The sequence below is a fragment of the Xanthomonas sp. 60 genome, assembly GCF_011761925.1.
The window spans coordinates 57,941-83,782 of sequence record NZ_JAASQW010000008.1 but is presented as its reverse complement, the minus strand read 5'-3'; the positions used below and the strand labels follow the sequence as shown (position 1 = coordinate 83,782).

Annotated in this window: 28 protein-coding genes; 14 read left to right on the top strand and 14 right to left on the bottom strand. The window is 62.7% G+C overall.

The window, feature by feature from the left end:
- A complete protein-coding gene (locus FHY09_RS15110) occupies positions 1–1,020 on the bottom strand; it encodes a phage major capsid protein, P2 family (RefSeq protein WP_166927726.1) in 1,020 nt (339 codons plus the stop codon).
- A gap of 27 nt (positions 1,021–1,047) precedes the next feature.
- Complete coding sequence (locus FHY09_RS15105; RefSeq protein WP_166927725.1) at positions 1,048–1,914, bottom strand: GPO family capsid scaffolding protein; 867 nt, start codon at positions 1,912–1,914, stop codon at positions 1,048–1,050.
- A gap of 152 nt (positions 1,915–2,066) precedes the next feature.
- Here FHY09_RS15105 and FHY09_RS15100 point away from each other — a divergent pair, with 152 nt between their 5' ends.
- From FHY09_RS15100 to FHY09_RS15085, 4 genes are read left to right on the top strand one after another with little or no spacing between them, the layout of a single operon-like run.
- Positions 2,067–3,830: a terminase ATPase subunit family protein gene (locus FHY09_RS15100; protein WP_456362835.1), complete on the top strand. Its 1,764-nt coding sequence runs from the start codon at positions 2,067–2,069 to the stop codon at positions 3,828–3,830.
- A complete protein-coding gene (locus FHY09_RS15095) occupies positions 3,830–4,843 on the top strand; it encodes a phage portal protein (protein WP_208407944.1) in 1,014 nt (337 codons plus the stop codon). The genes FHY09_RS15100 and FHY09_RS15095 overlap by 1 nt, the downstream gene beginning before the upstream one ends.
- Positions 4,783–5,097 (top strand): Com family DNA-binding transcriptional regulator, encoded by a 315-nt coding sequence (locus FHY09_RS15090; RefSeq protein WP_456362834.1) that lies wholly within the window; start codon positions 4,783–4,785, stop codon positions 5,095–5,097. The genes FHY09_RS15095 and FHY09_RS15090 overlap by 61 nt, the downstream gene beginning before the upstream one ends.
- The gene (locus tag FHY09_RS15085; protein WP_166927722.1) at positions 5,015–5,725 is read left to right on the top strand and encodes a DNA-methyltransferase; all 711 of its coding nucleotides are present in this window, start codon (positions 5,015–5,017) and stop codon (positions 5,723–5,725) included. The genes FHY09_RS15090 and FHY09_RS15085 overlap by 83 nt, the downstream gene beginning before the upstream one ends.
- Positions 5,726–5,775: 50 nt before the next feature.
- On the opposite strand, the gene FHY09_RS15080 is transcribed toward FHY09_RS15085, so the two are convergent.
- From FHY09_RS15080 to FHY09_RS15070, 3 genes are all read right to left on the bottom strand, one after another.
- The gene (locus FHY09_RS15080; RefSeq protein ID WP_166927721.1) at positions 5,776–6,519 is read right to left on the bottom strand and encodes a hypothetical protein; all 744 of its coding nucleotides are present in this window, start codon (positions 6,517–6,519) and stop codon (positions 5,776–5,778) included.
- Positions 6,520–7,610: 1,091 nt separating this feature from the next.
- Positions 7,611–8,276 (bottom strand): SOS response-associated peptidase, encoded by a 666-nt coding sequence (locus FHY09_RS15075; protein WP_166927720.1) that lies wholly within the window; start codon positions 8,274–8,276, stop codon positions 7,611–7,613.
- A gap of 42 nt (positions 8,277–8,318) precedes the next feature.
- On the bottom strand, positions 8,319–9,050 hold the full coding sequence (locus FHY09_RS15070) for an NYN domain-containing protein (RefSeq protein ID WP_148239525.1): 732 nt from the start codon (positions 9,048–9,050) through the stop codon (positions 8,319–8,321).
- Positions 9,051–9,555: 505 nt separating this feature from the next.
- Here FHY09_RS15070 and FHY09_RS15065 point away from each other — a divergent pair.
- Positions 9,556–10,533 (top strand): site-specific integrase, encoded by a 978-nt coding sequence (locus tag FHY09_RS15065; RefSeq protein WP_166927719.1) that lies wholly within the window; start codon positions 9,556–9,558, stop codon positions 10,531–10,533.
- Here the strand turns inward: FHY09_RS15065 and FHY09_RS15060 are convergent.
- Together FHY09_RS15060 and FHY09_RS16455 are read right to left on the bottom strand one after the other, a co-directional pair.
- The gene (locus FHY09_RS15060; protein WP_166927718.1) at positions 10,517–10,771 is read right to left on the bottom strand and encodes a hypothetical protein; all 255 of its coding nucleotides are present in this window, start codon (positions 10,769–10,771) and stop codon (positions 10,517–10,519) included. The two genes, FHY09_RS15065 and FHY09_RS15060, sit on opposite strands and share 17 nt — an antisense overlap.
- A gap of 146 nt (positions 10,772–10,917) precedes the next feature.
- On the bottom strand, positions 10,918–11,040 hold the full coding sequence (locus FHY09_RS16455) for a hypothetical protein (RefSeq protein WP_456362833.1): 123 nt from the start codon (positions 11,038–11,040) through the stop codon (positions 10,918–10,920).
- Between the two features lie 157 nt (positions 11,041–11,197).
- On the opposite strand from FHY09_RS16455, the gene FHY09_RS15055 reads away from it, so the two are divergent.
- The 3 genes from FHY09_RS15055 (at position 11,198) to FHY09_RS15045 (ending at position 13,598) form a co-directional block, all read left to right on the top strand.
- Positions 11,198–12,055, top strand: a complete 858-nt coding sequence (locus FHY09_RS15055; protein ID WP_166927717.1) for a hypothetical protein — start codon at positions 11,198–11,200, stop codon at positions 12,053–12,055.
- A 2-nt stretch (positions 12,056–12,057) separates the two neighbouring features.
- Positions 12,058–12,480 carry a hypothetical protein gene (locus FHY09_RS15050; RefSeq protein ID WP_456362832.1) on the top strand — a complete coding sequence of 141 codons (423 nt, stop codon included), beginning with the start codon at positions 12,058–12,060 and terminating at the stop codon, positions 12,478–12,480.
- 293 nt (positions 12,481–12,773) lie between these two features.
- Positions 12,774–13,598: a hypothetical protein gene (locus tag FHY09_RS15045; RefSeq protein ID WP_166927716.1), complete on the top strand. Its 825-nt coding sequence runs from the start codon at positions 12,774–12,776 to the stop codon at positions 13,596–13,598.
- Positions 13,599–13,769: 171 nt separating this feature from the next.
- Here the strand turns inward: FHY09_RS15045 and FHY09_RS16450 are convergent, their stop codons facing one another.
- Positions 13,770–13,991 (bottom strand): SOS response-associated peptidase family protein, encoded by a 222-nt coding sequence (locus FHY09_RS16450; protein WP_456362831.1) that lies wholly within the window; start codon positions 13,989–13,991, stop codon positions 13,770–13,772.
- A 350-nt stretch (positions 13,992–14,341) separates the two neighbouring features.
- Between FHY09_RS16450 and FHY09_RS15035 the strand changes: the two genes are divergently transcribed.
- Positions 14,342–16,741 (top strand): SIR2 family protein, encoded by a 2,400-nt coding sequence (locus tag FHY09_RS15035; protein ID WP_166927715.1) that lies wholly within the window; start codon positions 14,342–14,344, stop codon positions 16,739–16,741.
- Positions 16,742–17,712: 971 nt separating this feature from the next.
- Here FHY09_RS15035 and FHY09_RS15030 read toward each other — a convergent pair.
- From FHY09_RS15030 to FHY09_RS15010, 5 genes are all read right to left on the bottom strand, one after another.
- Complete coding sequence (locus FHY09_RS15030; RefSeq protein ID WP_456362830.1) at positions 17,713–18,834, bottom strand: alpha/beta hydrolase fold domain-containing protein; 1,122 nt, start codon at positions 18,832–18,834, stop codon at positions 17,713–17,715.
- A gap of 72 nt (positions 18,835–18,906) precedes the next feature.
- Positions 18,907–19,446, bottom strand: coding sequence for a GTPase domain-containing protein (locus FHY09_RS15025; RefSeq protein ID WP_166927714.1), 540 nt, complete (start codon positions 19,444–19,446; stop codon positions 18,907–18,909).
- Positions 19,443–20,384 (bottom strand): hypothetical protein, encoded by a 942-nt coding sequence (locus FHY09_RS15020; protein ID WP_166927713.1) that lies wholly within the window; start codon positions 20,382–20,384, stop codon positions 19,443–19,445. Before FHY09_RS15020 ends, FHY09_RS15025 begins: the two co-directional genes overlap by 4 nt.
- A 70-nt stretch (positions 20,385–20,454) precedes the next feature.
- Positions 20,455–20,814, bottom strand: a complete 360-nt coding sequence (locus FHY09_RS15015; RefSeq protein WP_166927712.1) for a roadblock/LC7 domain-containing protein — start codon at positions 20,812–20,814, stop codon at positions 20,455–20,457.
- A 73-nt stretch (positions 20,815–20,887) separates the two neighbouring features.
- Positions 20,888–21,337, bottom strand: a complete 450-nt coding sequence (locus FHY09_RS15010; protein WP_166927711.1) for a roadblock/LC7 domain-containing protein — start codon at positions 21,335–21,337, stop codon at positions 20,888–20,890.
- A gap of 254 nt (positions 21,338–21,591) precedes the next feature.
- Here FHY09_RS15010 and rocF point away from each other — a divergent pair, with 254 nt between their 5' ends.
- The 4 genes from rocF (at position 21,592) to FHY09_RS14990 (ending at position 23,474) form a co-directional block, all read left to right on the top strand.
- Positions 21,592–22,509, top strand: coding sequence for an arginase (gene rocF / locus FHY09_RS15005; RefSeq protein WP_166927710.1), 918 nt, complete (start codon positions 21,592–21,594; stop codon positions 22,507–22,509).
- Between the two features lie 178 nt (positions 22,510–22,687).
- The gene (locus FHY09_RS15000; RefSeq protein WP_166927709.1) at positions 22,688–22,840 is read left to right on the top strand and encodes an entericidin A/B family lipoprotein; all 153 of its coding nucleotides are present in this window, start codon (positions 22,688–22,690) and stop codon (positions 22,838–22,840) included.
- A 71-nt stretch (positions 22,841–22,911) separates the two neighbouring features.
- A complete protein-coding gene (locus FHY09_RS14995) occupies positions 22,912–23,046 on the top strand; it encodes an entericidin A/B family lipoprotein (protein ID WP_166927708.1) in 135 nt (44 codons plus the stop codon).
- Positions 23,047–23,252: 206 nt separating this feature from the next.
- Complete coding sequence (locus FHY09_RS14990; protein WP_166927707.1) at positions 23,253–23,474, top strand: CsbD family protein; 222 nt, start codon at positions 23,253–23,255, stop codon at positions 23,472–23,474.
- Positions 23,475–23,564: 90 nt separating this feature from the next.
- On the opposite strand, the gene FHY09_RS14985 is transcribed toward FHY09_RS14990, so the two are convergent.
- Positions 23,565–24,365, bottom strand: a complete 801-nt coding sequence (locus FHY09_RS14985) for a hypothetical protein (RefSeq protein ID WP_166927706.1) — start codon at positions 24,363–24,365, stop codon at positions 23,565–23,567.
- A 112-nt stretch (positions 24,366–24,477) separates the two neighbouring features.
- Between FHY09_RS14985 and FHY09_RS14980 the strand changes: the two genes are divergently transcribed.
- Positions 24,478–25,767, top strand: a complete 1,290-nt coding sequence (locus FHY09_RS14980) for a tryptophan--tRNA ligase (RefSeq protein ID WP_166927705.1) — start codon at positions 24,478–24,480, stop codon at positions 25,765–25,767.
- The last annotated feature ends 75 nt before the right edge of the window (positions 25,768–25,842 follow it).

The following is a 25,842-nucleotide window of genomic DNA, read 5'->3' as shown; positions in this document are numbered from 1 at the left end:
TTACACCCCGCTGCCGAGCTTGATGTTTTCGACCACACAGCCCAGACCATAGTCTTCGATCACGTAGGCATCGTTGGACGACTCGAAGTTGGCGATGCGGTCATGGTTCGGCTGCTCCATCACATGGCGGCGACGACCACCGATCTGCCAGTACAGCGACAGGTTGGCCAGCGAGGTCACCATCAGCGCGTTGGCGGGCATGAACGGCACGGCCACCGGCTGCAAGCCGCCAATGCGCTTGGCCGCCAGCACCAGGTCGGCTGCCAGCTGCTCACTCGGGAGGTTGTCCTTGTTGATGATCGGGAAGTACTTGTCATGGATCAGGTCGCGACCCAGCACCACGACCAAGCCCGGGTCCTGCTGGTGCCACGGATCCAGCAGCTGCGAACGCACGTCCATGACCAGCGCATCGAGGTTGGCATAGTCCGGTTCGGCACCGCCGATCTGGACCACTCCCTCGGCCTTGCCGGAGGCCAGGACACGCTCGGCCGCATTGACGCGATACTGCTGCAGCCAGCCCTTGTTCACATCCTGCAGCAGCGGATTGGCATCACGGTCCGTGTTGACGGCAGCGCTGACACCGTTGAAGCCGATCATGATGCGATCCAGCGTCTGCCGCTGCAGGATGGCATCGCGCACCAGGGTCTGGAAATTCTTCTGCCGCGCCCAGGCATCGAGCCGTGCGTAGGGAATCGCCGTGTCGAAATTGGTCTTGGCGCATTCGTAGCCGGTGGCATCCAGCGCAGTCACGTCGCGCGGCTTTCGCTCGCTGCCGCCGCTGGTGTCGGTGCGGCTGGCGATGGTGCCGGAGACGCCGACACCTACCTTCTGGCCCTTCAGTTCGTCCACACCGATCACGTTGATCGCGGACAGGAAGGCGCTGCTCTCCTGCATCCGGCCTTCCATGGTCTGCTGGACGGTGGGGTCAACGGCGAAGGTGTTGGCGATGCTGCTGACGCCGTTCAACTGCGCAACGCGCTGGGTGAACTGCTCGAACTGGGCGCGGGTTTGGGTGCGCATGATTTGCTCCTGGAAATGGGGTGGGGATCAGCAGTCGGTGGCGTCGTCGCCAGCCGGGCCGGTGACGGGCGGGCGCTGGGTGAAGCCGTTGGGGGCCTTCTCCAGCTGGCTCTTCAGGGCGTTGAAATCGGCCTGCAGGCGGTTGCGCGCGTTGCGCTCGCCGTCCAGCTGGGTGGCGAGCTCTTCGACGCGGGTTTCCTGTTCGTTGAACAGGTCGACCATCTGCTGACCGAAGGCATGCAGGCGGCTCGCATCGTCTTCGGCCTCCGGCTCGGGCTTGGGTACGGGCGCCAGTCCGATGGTTTCCAGCAGACGGCTGAAGCCGCTGGTCCTGGCCGGCGCCGGGGCGACTTCATCCAGCTGGATGACCGTCTCGCTGGCGGTGGTGAACAGATTCTCCGGGCTCTGCTTGCGGGAGGTCAGCGGGTTCTTGTCGGGATGCTCGGCGGCGAAGGACAGCATTTCAGTGCCCAGGCTGGCAGGCGAGTCGGTGACGGCGAGGCCGACGCAGTACGCCTTGCCGCTGGCGGCGAAGTCCGGCTGCACTTCGATGCTGGTGTACAGCTTCTGCTTGTCGTTGTTGACCATGTTGACCAGCGCATCGGTCGGCTGGATCTGTGCGAACAGCGCCAGGGTCTTCTCGCCGTTGATCTCGACTTCTTCGGCCTTCAGGGCCAGCACATCGCCGTAGGCGCGGAACGGGCTGTCCGGCAGCAGGCTGCGCAGGTGTTCAACCCAGATGCGCGCACCGTAGGTGGCGCGGTTGTAGGTGGCCGCCATCTGCTCGATCCACTCGCGCTCGATCTTGCGACCGTCGGTTGTGGCTCCTGCCACGGCCACGCGGAAGAACTTGGAGCGATAGGTCTTCTTGGCCTTGTGATTCTTGCTGCTCATCTGCGCCTCTGCATGGGTGAAAGGCATCGGTGTCGATGCGATGACCCATACTCGGCAGCGGCCGAATGACCAGCAACGCGGTAGGTGTGTTCACCGGGTTTTTACAGGGCTGCTCAGTGTTTCGCGTGCGCGCGAGGCGGCACCCTGAACGGGTGAACGCTGTCGCCGACCAACTGCCAACCACCGACACCCGCCGACAGGCGAAGTTCCTGTACTGGATGGGGTGGCGCATCTGCGACATCGCAGAGGCTACTGGCGAGAAAGAGAAAACGCTACACAGTTGGAAGTCGCGCGACGAATGGGATCGCGCCGACAACGTGGAGCGGATCGGCGGCGCACTGGAAGCGCGGCTGGTCATGCTCATCATGAAGGATGCCAAGACCGGCGGCGACTTCAAAGAGATCGATCTGCTGCACCGCCAGCTGGAACGGCAGGCGCGCATCCAGCGATACCAGGGCGGTGGCCACGAAGGCGATCTGAACCCGAACGTGGACAAGCGCAACGCCGGGACGAAGAAGAAGCAGCGCAAGAACGACTTCAGCGAGGATGAGATCGAGCGCCTGCAGCAGGCATTCCTCGAAGGATGTTTCGACTACCAGCGTGACTGGTACCGCGCCGGCGACCAGCGCACCCGCGTCATCCTGAAGTCTCGGCAGATCGGTGCCACGTACTACTTCGCCCGCGAAGCCTTGATCGACGCGCTGACCAGCGGCCGCAACCAGATTTTTCTGAGCGCATCCAAGAGTCAGGCGCACATCTTCCTGGGCTACATGCGCGCCTTCGTCCGTGAGGTGTTGGACCGCGATCTGACCGGCGATCCCATCGTGCTGGGCAACGGCGCGGAACTGTTCTTCCTCGGTACCAACGCCCGCACCGCGCAGGGCTACCACGGCAACTTCTACTTCGATGAGTTCTTCTGGACTTACGGCTTCAACCAGCTGAACAAGGTTGCCAGCGGCATGGCGATGCACAGGAAGTGGCGCAAGACCTACTTCAGCACGCCATCCACGATGGCTCACGAAGCCTACGATTTCTGGACCGGCGAGCGCTTCAACAAGGGCAGGCCGGTGTCGCAGCAGCTGCAGATCGACGTGAGCCATGCGCGGCTGCATGGCGGCCGGCTGTGCGAGGACGCGCTGTGGCGGCAGATCGTCACAGTGCTCGATGCCGACAGCCGCGGCTGCAGCCTGTTCGACATCGAAGAGCTGCGCCGCGACTACAGCGCCGAAGAGTTCGCCAACCTGCTCATGTGCGAGTTCGTTGACGACAGCGCCAGCGTGTTCCCGTTGACCATGCTGCAGCCGTGCCAGGTCGACAGTTGGGTGGACTGGCAGGACGTGTACAAGCCGCTGGCCATGCGCCCCTACGGCGACCGTCCGGTGTGGCTCGGCTATGACCCGGCCGAGACCGGCGACAGCGCAGGGCTGGTGGTGCTGGCGCCGCCGCAGGTGCCGGGTGGCGAGTTCCGCGTGCTGGAACGCCATCAGTTCAAGGGCATGGACTTCGCCGGCCAGGCCGCCTTCATCAAGAAGGTGACCGAGCGTTATTGGGTGACGTACATCGGCATCGACACGACCGGCATGGGCACCGGCGTGGCCCAGCTGGTGAAACAGTTCTTCCCCAACGTGACCACCTTCGCTTACTCGCCGGAGGTCAAGACGCGCCTGGTCCTGAAGGCGTTCGACGTCATCAAGAATGAGCGGCTGAAGTACGACGCCGGCTGGACAGACCTCACGCAGGCCCTCATGGCGATCAAGAAGACCATGACCGCCAGCGGCCGCGCCATCACCTACACCGCAGGGCGCACGCGCGTCACCGGCCATGCCGACCTGGCCTGGGCACTGCTGCACGCCCTGCACAACGAACCGCTGGAGGGCGCCAGCGGCGCCGGCACCGGCACCATGGAGATTTGCTGATGTCCGAGTCCCTTCCCCCCGATACCGTGCCCAGCCCAGGGCGCGCGGAGGCGTTTACCTTCGGTGACCCGACACCGGTGCTGGATCAGCGCGGCATCCTCGACTACCTCGACTGCTGGCGCAATGGCCGGTACTACGAGCCACCGATCAGCCTGCAGGGCCTGGCGCGCACCACGCGCGCGAACCCGTACCTACAGAGCGGCCTCACGCTGAAGCGGAACATGCTGGTGCGTACCTTCCAGCCGCACCGCCTGCTCAGCCGCGCAGCGTTCGCCCAGCTGGCGTTGGACTTCACCACCTTCGGCATGGCCTACGTTGAGCGGCGCAACAACGCGCTGGGCCGCGTGTTGCAGCTGGCCGTGCCGCTGGCACAGTACATGAGGCGCGGCGTGGAGGCGGGCGAGTTCTTCCAGGTGACCAGCAGCGGGCTGGAACACGAGTTCGCGCGCGACAGCGTCTTCCAGCTGCGCGAGGCGGACGTTGACCAGGAGATCTACGGCTTGCCGGAATGGTTGCCGGCGGTGCAGTCGGCGCTGCTCAATGAGTCAGCCACGCTGTTCCGTCGCAAGTATTACAACAATGGCTCGCATGCCGGCTTCATCCTGTACCTGTCCGACAGCCAGATGAACCAAGGCGATGTGGATAGCCTGCGCGATGCACTGAAAAACGCACGTGGTCCCGGCAATTTCCGCAACCTGTTCATCCACTCGCCCAACGGGCAGAAGGACGGCGTCAAGCTGATTCCCGTCAGCGAAGTAGCCGCCAAGGATGAGTTCACCGGCATCAAGAGCGTCACTCGCGACGACATGCTGGCCTCGCTGCGCGTGCCACCGCAGCTGCTGGGCATCGTGCCGCAGAACAGCGGTGGGTTCGGTTCCATCCGCGATGCCGCCCAGGTGTGGGAGGAACTGGAACTGATCCCGCTGCAGGCGCGCATTGCGGTGGTGAACGAATGGGCCGGCGAGGCCGTCATCCGGTTCAGCCCCCTGCAGTTGGGAGGCGCAGCAGCATGAGCGGCGAGCGGATCAACCTGCGCTGTGGCGAATGCGCCCGATTGCTGTGCCGCGCCAGCGGCGTGTACGACCTGCAGATCAAATGCACCCGTTGTGGGGTGCTGAATCACTTGAAGGCCCAGAGCCTCTCCACGGATCGCCGCGAGCGACACCACGAAGAAGGCTCTACCCATGAAGAACGAACTGATCCACGGCGATGCACTGACCGTCCTGTCCACGCTGCCGGCCGGCAGCTTCGACGCGCTCATCACTGACCCGCCCTACGCCAGCGGAGGCACGCATGCATCGTCGCGCCAGCGCTCGCCGCACGACAAGTACATGCAGGGTGGCCGTCAGCAGCTGCACGCCGACTTCCCGAGCGACGAACGTGACCAGCGCTCGCACCTGGCATGGATGCAGCTGTGGCTTGCCCAGTGCAACCGCGTGCTGCGCGAAGGCGCACCGGTGTTGCTGTTCACCGACTGGCGGCAGCTGCCGCTGACCACCGATGCCCTGCAGTGCGCTGGGTTTACCTGGCGCGGTGTGGCCGTGTGGGACAAGACGGGCGGCGTGCGGCCGCAGCGTGGCCGGTTCTCCAACCAGGCCGAGTACATCGTGTGGGGCAGCAAGGGCGGTATGCCGCTGGACCGCGATGCGCCCACGCTGCCGGGCGTGTTCCGCGAGCCTGTACGCAAGCTGGACAAGCACCACATGACCGGCAAGCCCACGGACTTGATGCGCCAGTTGGTTCGGATCTGCGAGAAAGGCGGCCGTGTGCTGGACCCGTTCGCTGGCTCGGGGACCACTCTGGTGGCGGCCGAGACCGAGGGCTATCGCTGGACAGGGATCGAGATGACGAAGCATTACTATGAGATCGCGCAGCAACGGCTCGTCGCAGCCTGACTAAGTTCAGGCGTCAACCTGAGAGGCCGCCAATGGGCGGCCTCTTTCGTTTAAGCGCCGTCAGGCCTAGGAGGAACGAGGCTTGAGATCCGGTGACACACCACGCGCATACGTGAAATCGCTTGATGAAATGCCTCCTCATCAAAGGCTGCGACATCGCTCATCTCCTCGGCACCCAGCATGAGTGCTGCGTGCGCTACTTGGAGGACCAACCAAAATATGTGGTCGGCCGCCGGGGCACGCAGCGTCATGCTCTCCTGCCCTTGGTGGCGAAGGCTGAGTGCGGCTAGGTCGTTATGAACGAAGCCGCACAGCATCGTGTACGGGACGATCATCTCAACGAGGTCCGCCTGTCGCAGCTTTTCTGTCTCCTCGAGCTTACGCGGTCTTACTACCTCCTTGAGCGGCTCTAAGCTGGCCTCGCTGTCGCTGAGTCTCCGTTCAAAGAACACCCGGTCCTTCTCATGCACGGCCGCCGCCAGGCCACGCTTATACAGGCGGACCTCGCTGCTCGCTTGATCGTGCTTCATTCGCTGCGTGTGCTCCGCACTGATGCGTAATAAACGCAGGTCTGCGAGCGCCATGAGCATGGACCTGGCATGGACCGCCCCGTGCGTCACCAGCCCCGCCTCGGCTAAAAGAACAGCCGCTTCGAACTGCTCTATGAGCGTAAGCATGAGGGCGAATTGGAGCCGGCCTGGACTTCTGAGGGGCGGGCGCATCGCCCCAGCCAGATCGCCACATGCGGCAACTTGACGCAGAGAGAGGGTCATGATCTCGGATTTGAAGTTCATCGATGCCTCGGGCAGCAGCAGACCTAAGTGTGCCGCATCAGTTCCATTCGATGGGCTGAAGGAGAGTACGGTTTGCTTCAACAGCTGTCGGCGCGCGCACTCGTCTCCCCGCCACGCCTGCGCACTTCATAGGGCGCTTTTTCTGCACTGCCTGCAGCGCGGCTCAGCCCCGGCCCTGTATGGCGTTCTCCGGGCTTCGCTGGCACCGGTCCGCCCTGCGGTTTCCTGCGCGGCAGGGGGTGTCTGCGTGGCGCCCTGTGGCCTCCTATGGCCACCTTCGGGCGGGGTTAATTTTTCAGGTGACCACGGGAACGAGGTAACCAGGTAACACGCGCATCCAAACAGCCTGTAAGTGACTGATGGAAAAGGAAAAAGGGTGGTTACCTTTCGAGGTGATTTGAGGTAATTTTTCGATCCCTACAAAGTAATGTCATTGATTCATAAGGAAATTTGTTCCCGCCAATGTTACCTCTGAAGAAGGTAATGGGATTACTCAGAGGTTACCCTATTGTTACCTTGATAAATTCAATATAAATCATTGTTTTTAAAGGTGAATGGGGCGCTCTTTGCAGGGTGGTTACCTTTATTACCTCGTTCCCGTGGTCACCTGAAAAATTGCACCTTATCGCGCGTAAGGGGGCCATCAGCATCCCCACCGCCGCACATGCGCACGCCTGCAGCCCGCTCCCTTGTCGCAGCCTTTGCGACGGTCAGCCGTATCCTCCCCGCCATGCCGCTGCCCTCCGACTTCTACTGGACGACACGCTCTGCCAGCCTCCCCGACGATGCCCCCACGGTCATCGCCTGCAGCGGCGTGTGGGTGGCCGTACTGATGCAGCGGGTGAACGACGGGATCTGGATCACCAGTCTCGACCGGCACCGGCATGGCCCCGGCGGGCCGTTCCGCTGGTGCACAAGCTATGAGCAGGGTCGCGCCGGCGCCGAGATGTGGGTGGCCAGGCATGAGGCCCGCCTGCGAGAGGACGTGGCCAAGATCACCGCATACCGGGAGGCGGTGAGGGCGAACAGGTTGGCCAGAGCACACACCCCACCCCCATTTGGCTGGGAGTAGTGGGGACGCCGGCGTCGGTCTAGGCGACCGGCTGCAGGAGCTGCTCGGTGTTGTTGCGAGGGGTGTTCACAGCCCGGCTGACGCGATACGCCTCCATGGCGGGCACCTTGGACGCAAGGAGCATGGCCATCGCGTCGTCCGCCTCGGCCGTGAGCCACGCATCGAGCTGGCCAGGCTGGATCCAGACAGGCATCCGGTCGTGGATATCGGCCGACACGCCGCTACTGTCGCCGGTGATGATGGTGAAGGTGCCCAGGTTGTCGTCGGCCAGCAAAGGGCTTGCGTCCTCCCACAGTCCTGCAGCCCATAGAGGACCGTCGGCGTGGATGAACCATGGGTCTTTCTTTCCGTCCACGTCGCTGATCGACCACTCGTAGTAGCCGGCCATCGGGACCAGGCACCTACGCCTCTTGAAGGCGGCACGAAAGGCGTTCTTGGTGGCCACCGTCTCGATCCGCGCATTGAAGGTAGATCCCTGCAGGCTCTTGGCCTTCGCCCACGACGGCAGCAGGCCCCACGCGAGCCGGGACACCTGCCGGCCTGTTCCCCGATCGAGGATGACCGACGCCCGTTGTGTGGGCGCCAGGTTGTAGCTGGGAGGGATCTCGGCCAACGCCGGCGCGAGGTCTACCAGCGACGGCAGGCCGAAGTCGAGGATAGGGCGCTGGACGAAGCGGCCGCACATACATCCACTATGGCGGCCCAGTGATGTTGCCGATGTCTACGATCAGTCGTTCTCGCGCGACGGAGTAGTAGGGCAGGATGGCTTTGCCGCTTCAGCCGCCGTGGATTTGCGCGGAGCCGCTTTTGGGCAGACCGACCGCAATCCATCAATGTGTTCGATGAGACCCTCTGGCACGCTCCGCCACATGGGGTCGAGTACGAAATCGACGCCTTCACGCCTGGCAAGCTTGGCGGCTGGGACGAAATCGGCGTCTCCTGCCAGCAACACGATCTGATCGACCTGCCTTTTCAGTGCGAGAGATGAAATGTCGATACCGATTCGCATATCCACGCCCTTTTGCCGCACGGCAGGGTGGAAATCTTCGTCTGTCAGCTCGTCTACGGACTTCTTCTTTCGAAGGATGGCATCTAAGAGAGCCGGAGAAAGGGTCCAGCCCACCTGTGTAGAGAGGTGACCCAATCGAACCGCGACCTTGCGCTTCTTTCTGAGCAACAAATGAAGCTCACGACGAAAAATCGCCTCTTTTGACTTGCTAAAGTCGACAGAGCGACTTGAAGTCGGGTAGTGCATCTTCTTCTCAAGCGGCGGGCAATCGTAGAAAAAGATCCGGTAGAGATCGCGCCGCGTCTTGTCACGTCGGCCGTCTCGTAAGTGAGCAATGGCCCACCTGTGCGCGCAGTCGGCGACTCGCTGAGCGTTGTAGCTGTTCGACGGTTCGATACTTCGGAAGCGCTTGATGAAATAGGCGCCATCAATCAAAACGGCCGTGGGCATGGGTCAGTCCATAGACACAAGAAAGCCCCCGGTTCGGCCTACCCTGGATGAGGTGGGTGGCGTACTGAGGGGGCTGGATGGACGTAGCTTAGGGTACCCGTTACATATGTAATACACCCAATAACGGAACGCTGGGTTCCATTCATCATACGTCTGAGATCCTTGCTGGCGCGCCCATTGAAGCTCTCAGCGCGTCCCGAGGACCGGGTAAACGAGCATCGATCCCTAGCAGCGACAACGGTTCCACGATCTGCCGCCGGGAAAATTCAAATCGCTAAGTTATTGAAATATAGGCATAGTTTAACTATCTTGTAAACAGTAGGTCATCCGTTCGATTCGGATAAGCGGCACCAAACCCCCCCATTTCAGTGTTACCCGTATCTCCCCGTTACGGTACGAAACGGAACAAAATCAGCCGGTTGCGCTTTCTGTTAGATTCCGTAATGCCCCGTAGTGCCCTGTATCGAAAGGCACACGGGCACACGAAATGGCACACAATGGGGCCATGGCATCCATTCGACCCCACGGCAACCGATACCGCGCATTCGTCAAAGTAGACGGCCGGCGCGCGACCAAGGTGTTCGACACGAAGCGTGCTGCGCTCGCCTGGGCACAGGAGCAGGAGGCGCTGCTAGACGGCACCCAACTGCCGGACAAAACGCTGGAAGAAGCGTTCACTCGCTACTCCGACGAGGTGACGCCTAGCAAGCGCGGCGGTCGATGGGACCGGATCCGGATCGACAGGTTCAACCGCGAAGACAAGATCGCAAAGCGCCGGCTACTGGCCCTGTCGGCTGCCGACCTAGCCGAGTGGCGCGATGCCAGGTTGAAGCAGGTGAAGCCTGGCACAGTAGCCAGGGAGATGAACCTGATTGCCGCGGTGCTAGAAGTCGCACGGCGCGAGTGGGGTTGGCTGAAAGAAAGCCCCATGCGCGATGTGCGCCAGCCGAAGAAGCCGAAGGGACGTGCACGCCGGATATCCGGTGAGGAGGTCGAGGCGTTGGCCAATGCCTTCGACGTTTGGGACACGCTGAAGGTTGAGACTCAGCGCAACCGGATCGGCTTGGCGTTTCTGTTTGCGCTAGAGACCGCGATGCGTTCGGGCGAGATATGCGAGCTGCGGTGGACTGATGTGCACCTAGCCGAGCGCTACGTGACTGTGCGTACCAGCAAGAACGGCGACACGCGCGAAGTACCGCTGACGGCGCGCGCTGCACAGATCCTGCGCGCGCTGCCGCTGGGTTTTGCTCCGGTGTTTGGCCTGTCGGCATCAAAACGAGACGGCCTGTTCCGCAAGGTCCGAGACGGTGTTCCCTCCATCAAGGACCTGCATTTCCACGATGCGCGCGCGGAGGCTATTTGGCGGCTGTCGAAGAGGCTGGACGTCCTGGAGCTGGCCCGAGTGATCGGACATCGCAACCTGTCCAGCCTGCTGATCTACTACAGGGCCACGGCCTCCGAGTTGGCTAAGAAGCTCGGCTGATCCGCGCCTCGTCCTCTGCCCACATCACCACGGCTTCCCGGTTCCACAGCTTCTTGGCGCCGATGACCATCGGCTTCGGAAATGTCGTGCGGACGGCGACACGTTCAAGGAATGCGCGCCGGTTCACCTTGCCCTCGCGGTTGGTCAGGCCAAGGATGAAGGCGCACGCACCCGCATTGAGCCATTCCGCATCGCGCGCCATTGCGGCGATGGTGGCCACGTCAATCTCATTGGCCATGTGGCCCTCCTTCCTCCGGTAGCCGGCCGTCCTTCCAACGGCCGTTCTCGTTGTAGCGAATGTGCTGGTAGCGGCCGGTCAGCCGGTGACGTCGTTCCGTCGGCCAGCTGAGCCAGTTGCGGGCCGTGATGCGCCAGAGCAGGTGCTCAACCCATGACATTGTTCGGGCCCTCCACCTTCTTCCAGCGCGGATTGGTCAGGCCGTCGTGGTAGTGCCGGAGGTCGATGGTGCCCACTCCGGTATCGACGGCGCGGAGCTGGCCGGTCATTCGGTCGGCCACCACCAGCACGCGCTCGATGGCGCAATTAGTTTCCTCGCAGGTGAACCTGTACCAGCCCGGTTCGGCCGGCGCCTAGTCCGACCATGGGTGGGCGCCGTCTCCGTGGCAGGCCGGGGCGGCCGGGCTGGACTCGAAGTACGCGACGGTGACGCAGATCTTGGAGACGCGCGCCACGCAGCTGGAGAACGGACAAACGCAACTCATGGCTCAATGGTCGTTCGCATTGGACGTGAACGGCCGTGCCATCGGCATGAAGGCACTCAACAACGGCGCGGTGGGCAGGATCGATATCGTGTCCGACATTTTCAGCATCGTGGATCCGAACAACACGGGTAGCACGACGTTCGAGGGCGGGCGATGGATAACCCGCTCGGGTGGCTACATGATGGCCCATGGCAAACCGTTCGGAGCCACAGATGACCTGATGATGTGGTTTGGAATCGGATCGGCGGTAAACGATGCGAGCAAAGCCAATGGGCTGTTCTGGATCGACAACAAAGGCAACTCGTACTTCGGAGGCAGTCTCTCCGCCGGCACCCTGCGTAACGCAGTGCAGACCGGCACCACGCAGACAGTGGGCACCGAGCTGCTCAACGGCCCGTTCCGGACGAACGGCGGCAACCGGACCGTCACGCTCAGTTTCGCGCGTACCCACCAGCGGCAGCGGGCGGCGGGCGGCACGTCTGGCTTCGTGGCCGGCGCAGGCGCCAACACGGCGCAGGTGCAGCTGTTCCGCCAGATCGGCACCGGCGGCTGGGTGCTGTGGCAGGTACTCAGCGTCACCGGCTCGGTCAACATCGTCAACCAGACCGACGGCCCCGATACGGCTGTGTCGGGATGGAGTGGCTCGTTCACCGTCAATGACAGCAGTTGGTCGCAGGAAACGGTTAGCTATATGGCGCGCGTAGCGGCCTTCGGAGAGCAGACCGTAACGCACCAAGCCGGCAGCTTCGAATCCCAGACCGTTACCCAGAACCTTTCCATTATCTCCGTGGAGCAGTGAGCATGAGCCTGATTCTTTCCGAGGGCGGCAACAACGCGGTGGAGATGTTCGCCACCCGCATCGACGTGCAGTGGGACTTCCGTACCAACACCGGGCCGGTGCTCTTCCACTTCGAGAGGGTGGACTGGGACCGGGCCACCCGCATGGTCAACGCGCGGGGCTACGACCGCACAGTGCGCCAGGACATCGCTGGACTGATCGTCGGGCAGTACGCCATCACCGACCCGTTCACCGGCGAGCAGCTGACCGAGCCTGGCTGGAAGCTGATGGCGCTGATCAAGGCGGCGACAGAGCGGGTGTGGGACGCCGAGGCGGGCATGCCCCCATCAACGACGTTGCGTTCGCCGGTTTCAGATGACGACGCTAGGAGGCGAACTTCGACGGCCACAACGTCCGATTTGCCAGACGCAGGTGTGGAGCCCTAGCAGGCTCTGCTACAGCACCGCCCTTCACGTCCATGAGGCAAAAGCGTTGGTGACAGCGTAAAAATGAGATACGGGTCACATTCGGCGATGGTTCAGGGATTTCCTACCTAGTGGCCGTGGCCGATTCATTTAGACTGCGATCTCCGCTCGCTGAGTAATGACCGTATACGGCGAGCTTTGATCAATGGAGCAGTACCTTGCTTAGAGCACTAGTTGTAGGGGCGATTGCCGTCGCCGGATGCGTAGGTTTTTCGCCAGAAGCGCAAGCCGTTCCCGTTCGCTGCGACACCTGTATGGATGCAGGTGACTTCCGGGCTCAAGCCATCGCCCAAGGCGCCGGCACTCACATCGTGTACAACATCACGAATAATACGGTCCAGCAGTACTACATCGGCAGAAGTACGGGCGGTGGCGGCGGTCCTGTGGTGCCGCTCTCGGCTAACTCGGCGGCTGCACGGCGGGCAGCAGCGGTTACCGCCGCTACCCAGACCGTTCAGCGACAGACTCCGCTGCCTGCAGTAGCGGAGGAAGTCCGCCTAGGGCACAGGATGTATGTTGAAGGCGGGCTTTCAATTCGTCCGACTTACGTAGTACCTGTCAGCCAGCTTGGTTTGAACGCCAATGCTGCCTCCAAGACCGCCTACGACTATGTGGGGGACTACAATCTTCAGGCAATGGTCGAATCTGCTACGGGCAACGTGAACACAATCACGCGCGTTGTAGGCGCGAATGCGTTGACTGCCCTTTCCGACTTGGTCGGCCACTTCAGCAACTACACGGGGCTGCGGGATCAGGCGCGCCTGATGTTCCGAGTCGTCTTTGTCGATGGCTCGTATGTGACGGTCATTGTTGACCTCCAACATCAGAATGGCCAGACCGAGTCCAAAAGCGCCCGTACGGCAGCGGGCCAGCTTATCCCTTCGGACATTCAAGAACTCAACGGCGAATGGACGAACGAAGGCGGTGGAGAAAACTTGACTCGCATGGGCGAGCATATGGCCGCGCTCGGTGCGACGGTGAAGACAACCGGACCGACTAGCGGCGGATACATCAAGGGTATCAGCTGTTCTGGTTCGGGTACGGCTAAGGTTTGCTACGTCCAGTACATGGCGAAGTGAGGCGTCGTTAGCTGATGCTGGCTGTAAGTTGCATAGGGGCTGCGGTGGAACCCGCGGCCCCTTTTTTTTGTGCCGAGGAACTTGATCACGTCGACGGCTAAATCCTGACACGAGGCCTGGCGAGCTGACCATTAAGACAGTGAGGATTAACAGCCGCCGATGTGGGGGTGATCAGGAAGCTGCCTGCAGCAACCGCTCGCCGTTGTTGCGCGGTGTGTTCACCGCCCGGCTGACGCGGTAGGCCTCCATCGCCGGCGGCTGCGACGCCAGCAGCATGGCCATGGCCTCGTCCGGATCGGCCGCGAGCCAGTCATCCACGAGGCTGGCCGGGATCAACACCCGTATGCGGTCGTGAATGTTGGCCGACACGCCGCTATTGTCGCCGTTGAACACGGCGAACGTGCCTAGGTTGCCCTCGGCCTACAACTCACTAGTGTCTTCCCACAACCCATCGTCCAGCAACGGCTCGGTTCTATGGACGAACCAGGGATCCCCCTTTTTCGCCGTCCTCCAAGCTGACCGACCACGTAGTGCCAAGCCATCGGCACGACGCAGCAGAGCTTTTTTAACACGGTGCGCGATGCCGGTCGTGACCAAGGTCTCAATGCGGCCATGGTTGAATCGATTCGCGAGAGCGTTCTACCGGGATGCCCTAAATAAATGCACTCGGTTCATAAATTATCTTGCCAGAGCATCCTTGCTGTCCCGTAGACTGTCGGCTCATCACGACGAATGGGGGGAGTATGGAAACGGGTGATCAAGCGTTTAAGGAGGCGGTTGATTCAATTGACCCATCCACCGCAGTGCTTTTTTTGGGCTCTGGCTTCAGCCTCGGAGCCACGAACGTGGGTGGTAAGTCTCCGCCGAACGGAGCAGGACTGCGCGACCACTTCATCCAAGAACTCCGCTTGCCTGTGGACACCAAGTATGACCTGCAAGTCCTAAGTGAGGAATTCGCTGCAAGCGACGCTTCACGGCTGCAGAGGGAGCTGCTGAGAATATTCAGAATTTCTTCAATTAGCGATGTTCAGCGGAGAATTCTTAGCGAGCCGTGGCGTCGAATCTACACTACTAACTTCGACGATACGGTGGAGGTACATAGACTAGAGGCGAGAGTGGACCTGCGCTCTTATGATTTTTCGGAACCTGTGCCAAATCGTCTGGTGGATGGCGCGATTATTCATCTTCATGGCAGCATCAGACTTGCGAAGGAGGAAAACATAAAATCGAGTTTGGTGCTAGGGGAGGGATCATATGTCACCCAGTACGTTGTCCAGTCTCCTTGGTACGCTCAATTTGAACGGGATATCGCATTCGCGAGTGCTCTCTTCATCGTTGGCTACAGCTTAGCTGACTATCATATAGCTGCGCTTTTAATGAAGAATCCGGAGCTGGCAAATCGGACGTTCTTCATCCAGGGTCCGGAGTTCGACCCTATTCTGGAGCGGAGAACGAGAGATTATGGAAGAGCTTTCTTCGTCGGCGCCGAGAAATTTTCTAAGGCGCTCGATTCGCTGCCTCGGCATGGGCCTTCTCGCGACCTTATGCGGCTGAGATCATTTAAATCGTTGAGTCCTACAAAGGATCCAAAGAGCGTTACTAAGCCAACCGCGACTGAGGTCTATGACCTTTTGGTTTATGGTAACTTTGATCCGTCAGCTTTTGGGCGGTCTTTGCCTGGTGATTCATATGTTTTCAAGCGGCCTGGCCCGCTTAGTGCTGCGGTCAATGCGCTGGCCAGGAGTCGCTCTCTAATTATTGATGCGCGCATTGGTAATGGGAAATCTATATTTCAGCGCTTGTTGGCCAGTGAGCTTTTACAGGGCGGTTATTCGTGCTTTATGTTTCGTCCTGGACGGCCTGACGTGTCAGCAGAGATCGCACTTCTTCGGGAAACCGAGAAGGTGGTCATCTTCATGGATGAATATGCAATCGCACAAGACTCATTGGAGGGGCTTGCTACGGCTCTACCGGATGCAAAGTTTGTTGTGGAAGTCGCCACTGGCACTTTAGAAGTTCGATATCATGAGGTCGTTGGTCTTGTCCCGCGGCCTTTCGAAAGAGTTAGTCTTGGTAGGCTCGATACAGGCGAACTCAGTGCATTCGCGCGACTTTGCTCGATGGCTGGTCTCACTGAACCCACTCGTAAGACTAAGGAGTTGCGGGAGTTCCTGATTGAGCTTTTCCAAAGTCGGTTCATCCGAGAGCGTATCGAGCGTGCCCTGACGCCACTTTTTCAAACGGCGAGCGCACGCCAAGTCGTGGTCGCCGCTATGATCATCTCTTCGCACCAAGGATACGTTCCTGCAGGTTTTCTTAGGTCAGTTCTGAAGGTCGACCCATTCGATGAACTGAATCCCTTTGCTGACGTCGCTTCTGAGATTCTCGAGATATCAACCGAGGGATTCCGAATTCGTTCCTCGATATTTTCTCAATTTGTTCTCAGGGAGTTCGTTGACCGCGCTGAGATCGGTGAGGTGGTAGGTAGCCTGATTAGATCGGCGGCCCAGCGGAAGACGCAGCGCCAGTATAGGACGCTGCTTTCAAAATTGATGGCCTATGGCGGACTTCGTTCGCTTTTCGGTAGTGGATTGGATGTTAATCGGTGGGTCTTGGATCTGTATGAGCAACTCCGCCATGACCAAAATGTGTCTGCGGAGCCTCTCTTTTGGCTACAATTTGCAATCGCTATGAGCGACGTGCCGCGCTTGGACGCAGCACACGAGTACATTCAGACAGCTTATCGGCGAGCAGCGGCGTTACCCGGTTTTGAGACGTACCAGATTGACACCCAAGCTTTCCGCATAGTGCTACTCAAGGCGACTGAGGAGCCGATCGGTAGTGCAATCGCGCCGATTGTCGAGATTATTGACGGGATGGAGAAGATTAATAAGATGGTGTCGGACAGCAGTCACCGAGCCTACGCCGTGAAGGTGCTTGAGAACGTTCTGCCATTTGCTCTCGCGCGAGCAGATGATTTCTCCGCCGGCGAGCGGATTGCGGTTGGGTTCTGGCTTCGCAAGATAGAACAGTCACTGGCTAATCTGCCAAATGACTTCAAGATGGCTACAGCCTCAGACGAGATTAAGAGAAAGATGGCGCTCGCTGCAGAGGCAATCTCCTCTGCCAGAAGAGACAGATAATCTGTGAAACGCCGAGGTCTGGGCCTCATTACCGGCACGGCTTGAGGCCTAAGCCTGGACAGGACGAAAAGGTGCGGTCGAAACTATGCTTTACGGAAATGCAAGATTTTTGTAAATCTCCATCCACCCCCAGCGTCTCCGCGAGGCGCTGGGCGGCGTCGTAGTGGTGCATTGTAGGTGCCCAGCTTGCAGTTGGATCCCGGCCGAGCGCTTCAACGTGGGGATGTCGCGACAATTGGCAAGTTAGTTTGAATGATTCCTGTAGGGCTTGGCGCTGGCGCCCAAGCTGCGCGCGACCATTTGCATGACATTGATCGCGCGCCGGAATATGTTAATCAAGCGTGCTTGCCTCTTAAGCCCGCTTCGCCGGTCACCGGAGTCGGGTTAGAGTCCACAACCTTTCCGCCAGGCTGGCCGCTTTTGATTAGTCGGGCTCCTGATCCTGTCTGAGTGCCCCCACGCTGTCGGAGAGAAACCTATCGTGAAGGCCCGGCCTGTCGGAACAGCGTCCCCAACCCATCCGGTAGCGCTGCCGATCGCAGTGTCGAGAGCTGACTTTTCGTAGCGCTTCTTGCCCATGAACGGCCGCGGCTGAAAGTTGCATTCCGGCCCCCTATCGTTGAACTAGCTGCGGCCTACGCCGCAGTGGTGCCCTGACTCGTGCACGGTGAGCGAGGTCTTGCCCGAGATCGATGCGGAGAATGGGGAGTTGCTTGCGTAGGGCTGTGATCTCCTCAAAGCGTCTCCAGCGAGGGAGTCCTAGTAGGTCCTCTTGGTCGCATCGTTCGTGGCACTTGATGACGCCGCAATGTGGATGTCATTGCAGCGCGTCAGTTACCTCAGGCACAGGAAAGGCACATCCTAAGCCTCAAGGCCTTGTGCCACAAGCGAATTCGATTCCGATAAGCGGCACCACCCCGTCCCTGGCACCGCCATCGGCAGCCGTCTCCGGATGCGTCATCCGCGGCCGCTCACCTGCCCTGTCGTGCAGCAGCCGCGGGCAGCGGCATGTCCAGGTGCCGGCTGAAGAAGCGCGCCATCACCCGGTAGGCCTGCTGGCTCTCGGGCAGGCGCTCGTTGAGATGGAAGGCATGGCCGAGGCCGTCCCACACGTGCAGGTCGGATTCGCGTTCGAGGTCGTTGAGCCGCGTGTGCAGGTACGCGATGTTGCTCAGTTCGGCCGCGCGGGTGGCGGTGATCAGCAGCGTCGGCGGGAACTGCTTCAGCACCTCATCGGAAAACACCGGGGACACCAGCGGATCCCGGAAGTCCACCTCGCCGTAGTACAGGTCTTCCATGATCGGCAGCGTGCCGTCGGCATGCGGCAGCAGCGCATCGTTCACCGCAGCCACCACGTAACGCGAGTCGCCGCCGTAGCGCGCATCACCGCCGGCGCAGAACAGCCCGGCCGCGCCCGGCATCGGCAGCTTCTCTTTGGCGAACCAGGCCAGCGATTCACCGGTCAGCACGCCGCCCGCCGAGCAGCCGAACAGCCCGATATGCGCCGCCGGATAGCGCTCCAGTGCGGCGCGGTAGACCGACGCCACATCCTCGCTGGCGGCGGGGAACGTGTGTTCCGGTCCCTGCCGATACTCGACCGCCACCACGGTAGCACCGGTGAGCGATGCCAGGGGGATGGCTTCCAGCAGGCCGAGGGTGTCGGCGCGACCAAAGATGAAAGCGCCGCCATGCAGCTCGATCAGCAAGCGCCGCTGCGCCGTATCGGTCGGTGCGCTGTGCGGCTGCACGCGAACCACCTTGACCCCGTTCCAGGTCTCTTCGTGCAGGTCCACCGGGTAGCGCGCACGCAGCCCGACGATCTCGCCACGCGCCCACTCATCGGCACCCTTGCGCAAGGCCGGCAAGCCGGCGAGAACGGCGGCGTTGTCCATCTTCGCGGTCGGATCGCCGTTGATCACCGAGGCCCGCACCGCCGCCTGCGCCGGCGCGCTCAGGTAGGGCGAAACGGGCAGGTCGAAGGCGGCCACGCGACGCGTGCCGTCGGGCGCGGACGCCGGGGCCTGTGCCATCGCGGTGCCGTTGGCCAGCAGCGTGGCCAGCGCGGTGGTGATCATCCATGGGCGGAAAGGCATGGTGCGGTCCTTGCAGAAGAAAGACCGCATTATCGGCTGCGGTGCACAGCGTGGGTAGCGGTGCGGGCGCGCTCAGCGCTGCTCGGCGTACCGGTGTGACAGCAGCGAACGCACCAGGAAGGTCACCTGTGCCGCCGAGCGCGCATCCACGCGCAGTACGGGAAGCCGGAAGCCGGCGTCGAACAGCGCGTCGCGGAACGTGGGGATGGACAGCGACGGGTAGTCGTCGGTGCGCGTTACGCCGACGGCCAGGCTGGCCTGCGGCGCGATGCGCGAGAACTCGCCAAGCAGTTCGCGTGTCGTGGCCAGCGGATCTTCGGCCGCCGCGCTCACCAGCACGATCACGCCGAGCGCACCCTCGCACACCATCGGCCACATGAAGTCGAGATAGCGCTGGCCGGGGACACCGTAGAGATGCAGCAGTTCGCCATCATCAAGCTCGATGGAACCGTAATCCAGGGCCACCGTGGTTTCGGTCTTGTCGGCGGTGGCGTGCTCGCTCAACGGCATTTCCGTGCTGACCGGTTCCACGTCGGAGATGGCGCGCACGGCGGTGGTCTTGCCCGCGCCCATGCCGCCCACGAACACGAGTTTGTTGGCCGGCTGGCTCATGCGCGGTCACCCAGCAGCAGGCCGAAGCGTCGGGCAACCCAGGACAGGAAGCGTGAATCACGGTTGCCGGCAGGGCGTGCAGAGGGGGGCACGGCGGTCTCCAGATAGGACGCCAGGCCACTGGCGGCCGCGGCGGAAAAAAGGAACTGCACGCTATCGTGCGGGAGATGGCACGCACGTGCCAGCGCGGTGGCGCGCCAGGGACGCGCATGCAGCTGCGCGATCGCCGGCAGCCAGTCGGCGGGAACGCCTTCGCCATCGAGGTCGGGCCAACGCCGCAGCTGCACGGAGGTTGCCTCATCGGGTGCACGCGGCAGCAGCGCGGGGCGTTGTCGGGCGACCTGGAAATACAGGGCTTCGTAGGAGCGGCAGTGCGGCAGCCGGTAGCTGTACTGATGCTGGAAGGTGTCATCATCCAGTTCGGATGACGACCACGCCGGATCATCCAGCAGCGGCAGCAGCTCGGCCAGCGTCATGCCGGGCGGCAGCCACAGACTGCGCGTGCGTCCCTCCAGCGCCAGCATCATCGAGCCGCGCTGGAGCAGGTGGATCACGCGCGGATCGGCCTCGGCGAGCCGCTGCAGCAGCACCGGCGCCGCACTTGAGGCGCCCGCGTCGGGCAGGTGTTCAGGCGTGCTGGCGAGCAGTGCCGACAGCTGTTGGTTGATATCGCGCACGGTCGCGCCGTGCGGCAGCCGCCCGGCGGCGGCAACGGCCACATCGCGCGCGATGCGCAGGACCGGCACCTCCCGATGTGCAGCGAGATCGGGCGTCTCCTGGCCGGTGACGAGCAGGTCCACCCCGGTGCCATCCCAAGCGATGAGGGTGACCTCCATGCGCTCGGACAACAGCAGCGTGCAGGCAAGTTTCAGGCGGGTGCGGTGCAGCAGGTCCAGGCCGGATTCGGCCACCCGCAGATGTCGTATCGGCGCGTTCATGCAATCGTATCGTGGCAACACGCAGTGCCGCCCCCACCTTCGTGGTGGGGCCGGCACAAGGCGCGGGGAATCAGCTGAAATCCAGCGTCTTCTCGAAGGACTTGAGCTCGTGTCGAGCCATCGCCAGGTTGGCGCGGCTGCGGTCCAGCATCACGTACAGGAACAGCAGCGGGTTGCTTTCCAGTGGACGGATCAGGTGGTACTGGCTCTGCAGCGTGACGAGGATGTCCTCGATGCCGTCGGTGAGGCCGAGCTGCTGCGCCACGCGGCGCTTTGCACGCACCACTTCGGTGTTGCCGGCCGCAGCCAGCTCCAGGTTCATGTCACCGCCGCCGTTCATGGCCAGGGCCATGCCGCTGTCGGAGTCGACGAGCGCCGCACCGATGAAGCCGGTGATCGAGTTGAGGTTTTCCAGGTTGAGCTTTGACACGGACATCCTTTCAGGTCGGGCGGACGGAATGGGCCGACCGGAGGGCCTGCCCGTTGGCGGGAAACACGAAGGGTCAGGCGTTGGTACGCAGGACGGCCTGCAGGCGGCTGGCGCACTCGCGCGCATGGAACAGCAGGGCGGCCATGTTGATATCGGCGCCAGCCACGGCGGTGAGCGTCATGGGCTTTTCACCCTGCACGCGGATCAGCACCACATTCCCCTGGCGCGTGCAAACCGTCGCGTAATCGGCCTCGCTGAGGGCGAGTTCGCGCGAAACCGTCTCGCCGAGGGTGAGGAATGAGTTGGCCATCGCGGCCAGGCGGCGGCCGTCCACGCCCAGCACGGAATCTTCGGCCACCGCACGGCCATCCGCCGTGGACAGCAGCAGCAGGGTGAGCCCGGGCTCGCGCTCGCGGGCCTGCCGGAAGACGCCGGCAATACCGCTGACGTCGTAGAGCTGGCGTACGGGTGGCGTGTCGCCCGTCGCCTGACGGACGATCTGGTTCATGGCACTGCGCTGCACGGATTCCCCCTGGAACCAGATCAGAAACTGACCCGGCGGCATGGCATTCAGTCAACCCCTGAGGGGCTAAAGTGTGAAAGCTAGCACACAAATTATGACCGGAACGTCAACGGGCACGGGCCTTTGGCCCCTTTTGGGCCCGCCGGGCGGCATCCAGCGGATCATGCCCCACGCTCCGGGACCGTGTTGCATCGCCGCGAGTCGGCCACGCCTGCGCTCGCTAGACTCGAGGTTTCGTCCCACCAGAGCGTTCCATGACCTATCTGCCTGTTTCCCTCATCGGCGTGCCCACCGACATCGGCGCCGGCCATCGTGGAGCGCGCCTGGGGCCCGAAGCGCTGCGTATCGCGGGGCTGCCCGAGGCGCTGGCGGCGCGGGGCGTTGAGGTGCGCGACCTGGGCAACCTGGATGGCCCCCGCAACCCGTGGACCGCGCCCGTGGCAGGCTACCGGCACCTAGACGAAGTGGTGGCCTGGAACCGCGCCCTGATGGAGGCCAGCCTGCGTGAGCTGGAGGATGGGCGCATGCCCATCATGCTCGGCGGCGACCATTGCCTGGGCATCGGCTCCATCGCAGCCGTGGCGCGGTGGTGCCGCAGCCAGGGCAGGACGCTGCGCGTGTTGTGGCTGGACGCCCATTCGGATTTCAACACCAGCGAGGTCACCCCATCGGGCAACGTGCACGGCATGCCGGTGGCGTGCCTGTGTGGACTGGGCCCGGAGGCACTGACACACCTGGGCGGTGATGCACCGGCACTCCAGCCTTCGCAGGTGCGGCAGATCGGCATCCGCTCGGTGGACCCGGAGGAAAAACGCCTGATCAAGACCCACAACGTGGATGTCTATGACATGCGGTACATCGACGAGAACGGAATGAAGCGTGCCGTGGAGGCCGCACTGGCCGGCATGGATGACACCACCCACCTGCACGTCAGCTTCGACGTGGACTTCCTGGACCCCAGCATCGCCCCCGGGGTCGGCACCACGGTGCCGGGCGGGGTGAACTACCGCGAAGCGCAGTTGGTGATGGAAATGATCGCGGACTCGGGGCGCATGGGCTCTCTGGACATCGTTGAACTCAATCCGCTTCTGGACAACCGCAACGCCACCGCGGAGCTGGCGGTCGACCTGGTGGAAAGCCTGTTCGGCAAGTCCACCCTGATGCGCGCCTGAGCATCGCAACCGGCCGGCTCGGCCGGGTCGGGCACGGTCCCTGCTCCGGCCGGGAGGACGCCGCTTCGCTGAACGGACGCAGCGCCGTTCACGCCCGCTCCACGGCCTCCGCGCCAGATTGCACCTCACGCGGCACGTACCGTTACCCGGCACGCCGTGACCAGACGAGGAGAAGACCATGAAGCGCACCATTTCCGTTCTGCTGCTGGCCCTGTGCACCGCTGGATCGCTGACGGCCTGCAATACCGTTGCCGGTGCCGGCAAGGACATGCAGGGCGCAGGCGAGGCCGTCCACGACACCGCGCAGGACTGCAAGAACGGCAAGTGCTGATTCAGGCCTGCCCACGCCATGACCGCACAACGCGGTGAAGCTGTACCAAAACAACCCCAGGAGAGTTCCAAATGAAGCGTGTAGTTGCCCTGATGCTGCTGTCCATGTTCTCGGTCGCCATGCTGGCCGGTTGCAACACCGTTGCCGGTGCCGGCAAGGATGTGCAGGGTGCTGGCGAGAAGGTTGAAAACGCCGCCCGCAACTGATTCGTCCCTGACGGATACGCGAAAAGGCCGGGATGTTCCCGGCCTTTTTGTATGTGCGCCTCCTCGAAAGAAGCAGTATCGAATCATTCAACGAGATGACGACGGTTTAATGTCTGCTTGACTGGGCCGCGACGCCTCAGGGTCCATTGTGGAGCTGCGACACGACAACAACTCCATTGTTGACACTTACAAGGCGAGGCCTAGCGATGAACAAAGACATCATTTCCGGCAAGTGGTCCCAGCTCAAGGGCAAGGCCCAGGCGAAGTGGGGCGACCTGACCGACGACGATTTCAAGGTGGCCGAGGGCAACGCCGAATATCTCTCCGGCCGTCTGCAGGAGCGTTACGGGTATGCCAAGGACCGCGCCGAGCAGGAAGTGCGCGATTTCAGCAAGTCCCTCGAGAGCGACAACGATTTCAGGCAGTAATCCGGCAGCGTTTCACGCCGTGACTCAATGCACACGACAACGGACCCCTCGAGGGTCCGTTGTCGTATCTGTGAGCGGGCGTGGCCTCGCTCAGCGCGCAGGCGGGTCGGGCACGAAGCGCCCGGGGAAGGCGTCGGGCCTGCGGGGCTTGGGCGGCACGGGCGTATCGATGCCCCGCGCGCGTAGATTGGCGGCGCTGTCGTAACGCAGTTCGGTAATCTGCTCGGGCAGCGCGGTGGCCCGCTCGAACGCTGTATCACGCACGGGGGATTTCTCCCGCACACCGTGCGCCGTTCCCAGGCGTTGCATCGGCGAGGGTTCGACCCGTGGCGCCGCTGCGGCCGATTCGGCATCGGCGGCCTCCGCCAACGCCCTCGGCCCATGCAGTACCCCGCGACGGGGCGTCCAGCGCGGCGCATCGCCATCGCGGAATACGGCAAGGCCGATCACTCCCAGGTTCTGCGCCCGACCGGTCCGGGCGGCATAGCTCGCACCTGGCGCGCTGAAGACGAACTGCGCCACGTCCTGGCTGGACTTGCGCCATCCGGTGATGTCCGTGCTCTCCCAGGGATCGAGCACGTAGCCGGTCTGCTCGGGCGCAGCCTGTTCGCCACTGACAGCGTTGATGCCGTCCACCGACAGCACCACCAGCACGCGCTGCCCGGTCGCGTTGCGCAGGCGCACCGCATAGGGGTGGCCGCGTTCTCCGGCGACCCACAGCTGGCCTTCGTGCGGGTGCAGGGGCAGGACCTCGCCGGTGGCGCGGTCCAGCACGGACGCCTGCACCAACGCCTGTTTCACTGTCACACGCCCGGGCGCAGGGACGGGCGGGGCGGGGCGGAACCCGGCCAGGACGAGCACGGACAGCAGGGGGAGCAGCAGGTGCTTCATCGCAGTTCTCCAGAAGGGACGGACGGAGAGGGGAACGGGTGAGCGGGAACAGCGGGGTTGCGCAGCGGAGGGTAAACTGGCGGTGTTCATCGCACGTATCCCCCGAGCAGTCATGACCACCCGAGTCCTCACCGGCATCACCCCTTCTGGCACCCCGCACCTCGGCAATTATGTCGGTGCGATCCGTCCGGCCATCGCAGCGAGCAGGGCGGAGGGCATCGAGAGTTTCTTCTTCCTGGCCGACCTGCACAGCCTGATCAAGGCCCAGGAGCCCGAGCGCACGCAGCGCTCCACGCTGGAAATCGCGGCAAGCTGGCTGGCCTGCGGGCTGGATCCGGAGCATGTGTGGTTCTACCGGCAGAGCGACATCCGCGAGACCACCGAGCTGATGTGGTACCTGACGGCCATCGCAAGCAAGGGCATCCTCAACCGCGCGCACGCCTACAAGGCCGCCATGGACCGCAATGCCGCCGAGGGCCTGGACCCGGATGCCGGTGTCAGCGCCGGGCTGTTCATGTACCCGGTGCTGATGGCGGCCGACATCCTGATCTTCAAGGCCAACCGCGTGCCCGTGGGACGTGATCAGATCCAGCACATCGAGATGGCGCGCGATTTCGCCCAGCGCTTCAACCATGTGTATGGCAAGACGTACTTCCCGCTGCCCGAAGTGGTGATCGACGAGCAGGTGGCGACGCTGGCGGGCCTGGACGGGCGCAAGATGAGCAAGAGCTACGGCAACACCATTCCACTGTTCGCCCCGCGCGCGGAGCTGAAAAAGCTGGTGTTCTCCATTCTCACCGACTCCCGTGCGCCGGGTGAGGCCAAGGACACCGAAGGATCGGCGCTGTTCCAGATGTACCAGGCCTTCGCCACGCCCGAGCAGACCGCCGCGTTCGCGGCGGCGTTCGCCGGAGGCATCAGCTGGGGCGATGCGAAGCAGCAGCTGTTCGAGCGTATCGATGCCGAACTCTCACCGCTGCGCGAGCGCTACAACGCCCTGATGGCCGAGCCGGAAAAGATCGAAGCGTTGCTGGTCCGCCGTGGCACGCAGCTGCGCGAGACCTTCGCCATGCCGCTGCTGGCCGAGCTGCGCCATGCCGTCGGCCTGCGCAACCTGGCCGATGTGCCGCAGGCCGCCGCCACCGTCGCCACGCGCGCGGCGCTGCCGGTGTTCAAGCAGTACCGCGAAAGCGACGGACGCTTCCATTTCAAACTGACCGCCGGCGATGGCACGCTGCTGATCCAGAGCGGGGGCTTCGATTCCCCGCGCGAAGCCGGCCAGCTCATCGCCGTGCTCAAGCAGGCCGAGCAGGGTGACCAGCTGCAGAGCGAGCTGTTCAAGCTCGAGGCCGAAGTCGCCCTCGTGCTGGCCGCACTGGCCGACCTGCGGGAAGCAGGCTGAGCCGGGCAGGCGCCCGGACCGGGAGGCGGCCCAGCCGCCTGCCGTGCCATGATGGCCGCGCGCGGTCGGCGCGAC